4 protein-coding genes are annotated in these 2,794 nt (G+C 45.2%); all 4 read right to left on the bottom strand.

Features of this window, described 5'->3' with window-relative positions:
- On the bottom strand, positions 1-691 hold a 691-nt coding region (locus tag N4310_RS08100; RefSeq protein ID WP_262092772.1), incomplete at its 3' end, for an SH3 domain-containing protein.
- Positions 692-899: 208 nt separating this feature from the next.
- A complete protein-coding gene (locus N4310_RS08095; protein ID WP_262092771.1) occupies positions 900-1,043 on the bottom strand; it encodes a hypothetical protein in 144 nt (47 codons plus the stop codon).
- Between the two features lie 9 nt (positions 1,044-1,052).
- On the bottom strand, positions 1,053-2,366 hold the full coding sequence (gene obgE, locus N4310_RS08090; RefSeq protein WP_262092770.1) for a GTPase ObgE: 1,314 nt from the start codon (positions 2,364-2,366) through the stop codon (positions 1,053-1,055).
- Positions 2,367-2,513: 147 nt separating this feature from the next.
- A complete protein-coding gene (locus tag N4310_RS08085) occupies positions 2,514-2,642 on the bottom strand; it encodes a DUF4044 domain-containing protein (protein ID WP_262092769.1) in 129 nt (42 codons plus the stop codon).
- Positions 2,643-2,794: the final 152 nt, after the last annotated feature.

Below are 2,794 nucleotides of genomic sequence, written 5' to 3'. Positions count from 1 at the left end.
AGCTGAGCCAACGGTAGCCATCAGATTCTACAACCTTGTCATAGTTAACAGAGCTACCCTTGTCGTAATAGGCTACAGCAGGACTCGCTACACGCGCCTCTTTTTTGATGCCATAGCGGCCATCAAACTGGAAAGTACCTGAGGTTGGTAAAGCAGGTTCAAGCTCTTTTTCAGGCTGAGGAGCTACTGCTGGTGCAGTTTGAACCCCTATTGGAGCGTAGCGACGTTGGCCACTATAGGACTTATAAGACAACCATTGATAACCTTCTTGATTATGGAGTTGATCATAATGGACTTGGTCTCCTGCTTGGAGGTAAAAGGCCACATCCGCATCCTTGGACAGTTCATTCTTAACACCAACAGTTTCCGCAAAGGTGTAAGCACCACTTGCAGGCAAATCTTGAGCTGGGCGCTCTGGGAACTCTTGTAGTTGGTCAGCAGTCAATGATACAGAGATAGCTTGTGGCTGAGCTGGCGCTGCATAAACCACATCTCCCAAAGAAGGAACCGAGTGGTTCTCAACAAGCTCACTTTGCGGCGCAAGCTGTGGAGTTTCAACCGACAATTGATCTGCAGCAACTGTCGAACCTGCTCCCAGCAGCACAGTTCCAAGCGCAATTGAAGTAACACCGATGCTATATTTACGAATAGAATAACGTTGAACTGGATTCCATAAATCTTTGGCTTTCATAACTTGCCTCCTCGCTTTCTAGAGGTAACTTTTTTATTATTGTTACATGATTGTTACTTTATGCTTCAATTATAACAAATGGTTGCAGTTATGTCACGAATTTGTCGGTTTTTTGAAATATTTTTTAAAAAATGAATCGACCTAGCAAAAAGCCCTAGATAACAGCCTATATCTGCTACCTAGGGCCCTTTTATTTCAAATTTTACTCTTACTTGGCTTCGCGTTCCAAACGTAATTTTCGATTAGGATTTAGGGTATTAAAGAGGGCTTCCAACTTCTCTTCTGTCCAGACATCTGCGGCTGAAACAAAATTCCCCTCTGCATCTTTAAAGGATATCGGTTTATCTCCCACAAACTCCTCCTAATCCACAAATTCAAATTCAAAGTTGCCAATTCGAACCAAATCACCATCCCGGGCTCCACGCTCCCGCAGGGCCTCATCAACGCCCATTCCCCGCAACTGGCGGGCAAATTTCATCACCGCTTCATCTCGGTCGAAGTTGGTCATAGTGAAGAGTTTTTCTAATTTGGCTCCAGACAGGATCCAAGTTGCATCGTCATCCCGTGAAATTTCAAAGGCAGCTTCTTCTTGGTCAAAGCCATAGTAAGCCTCTTCTTGGTACATGTCATTGCTGTCATACAATAGAAACTCAGATGTTTTGGCCAAGAGATCCGCACTGGCATCAAGGACTGGTCCCAAGCCTTTTTTACTGATTCCGGAAACTGGGAAAATCATTGGAAGTTCATCAAACTCGTCATAGTTGGCGGCTAGTTTTTTCTTGAAGGTCACCAAATTTTCCTCACTGTCTGGCATATCCATCTTATTGGCCAAAATGATTTGTGGGCGTTCCATCAAGCGGAGATTGTAGGACTCCAACTCCTTATTAATGGCCAAATAATCTTCATAAGGATCGCGTCCCTCACTGGCACTCATGTCAATAACATGCCAGATCACGCGCGTCCGTTCAATGTGGCGAAGGAACTGGGTTCCAAGACCAACACCTTGACTAGCACCTTCAATCAAACCAGGCAGGTCGGCGACCGCATAGGAATCCCCACTTGGAGTTTGAACCATTCCTAGATTAGGGACAATGGTAGTAAAGTGGTAAGCCCCAATCTTAGGTTTGGCAGCAGTAATAACTGAAAGCAGGGTCGACTTCCCAACCGATGGGAAACCAACCAAGCCGACATCCGCCAAGATTTTCAATTCCAAGAGCAACTCCCGTTCCTGGCCAGGCTCTCCGTTTTCTGAAATTTCTGGTGCAGGGTTACGAGGGGTCGCAAAGCGGATATTCCCACGACCACCGCGACCACCTTTGGCGACGATAAATTCTTGATCCTGTTCAATCAAGTCTGCCAAGACCTTACCTGACTCTAGGTCACGAACGGTTGTTCCAGGAGGAACAGCCACATACAAGTCCTCGGCGCCACGCCCGTGCATCCCTTTATTCATCCCTTTTTCACCGGCTTGAGCCTTGAAATGACGATTATAACGGAAGTCCATCAAGGTTCGTAAACCTTCATTAACCTTAAAAATGACGTTGCCACCACGACCCCCGTCACCTCCCCAAGGTCCGCCATTAGGGACATACTTTTCACGACGGAAGGCAACCATGCCATCGCCACCCTTTCCTGCCTTCACCTTAATTTTGGCAGTATCTAAAAACATACTCATTGTTCCAATTCCTCCTACAGGATAAAAAGGGGAGTGGGGTTGAAAAGATTCCCCGAACCTTTTCAATCCCACCCCCACACAGTTAATTAGGACCGGCTCAGTGCCTAAAGGCAAACCAAAGACTGCCTTCATTTCACTTCTTCATTCCTAGATTAATGCAGAAATAGCCGTCATGAAAATAGCTCCGACTGTCACCAGAACCATAATAATCACAACCAACATGGTTAATTTCTCAAACGAGGACTTCTTACGCTTCCCTGTATCACCAAATGCCATGGTAACTCCTTTTTCTACTTCAAATACTTATTTCATTCTATCACGCTTCTAGTTCCAAAACAAGAAGAAACTAGGCGAATCATTCCCGTTGCTTATTCTTTTTGAAAATAATGTCAGGATCCTGACTCCTCCTCATCAATTTCATAAAAATA

Source organism: Streptococcus danieliae (genome assembly GCF_025447695.1).
GTDB classification, from domain to species: Bacteria; Bacillota; Bacilli; order Lactobacillales; family Streptococcaceae; genus Streptococcus; species Streptococcus danieliae.
This window is presented reverse-complemented; position numbering and strand designations above follow the sequence as displayed.

Excerpts from the sequence above, each read along its gene's own strand:
- obgE (WP_262092770.1), bottom strand. The coding sequence starts at position 2,366 with ATGAGTATGTTTTTAGATACTGCCAAAATTAAGGTGAAGGCAGGAAAG.
- N4310_RS08085 (WP_262092769.1), bottom strand. The coding sequence starts at position 2,642 with ATGGCATTTGGTGATACAGGGAAGCGTAAGAAGTCCTCGTTTGAGAAA.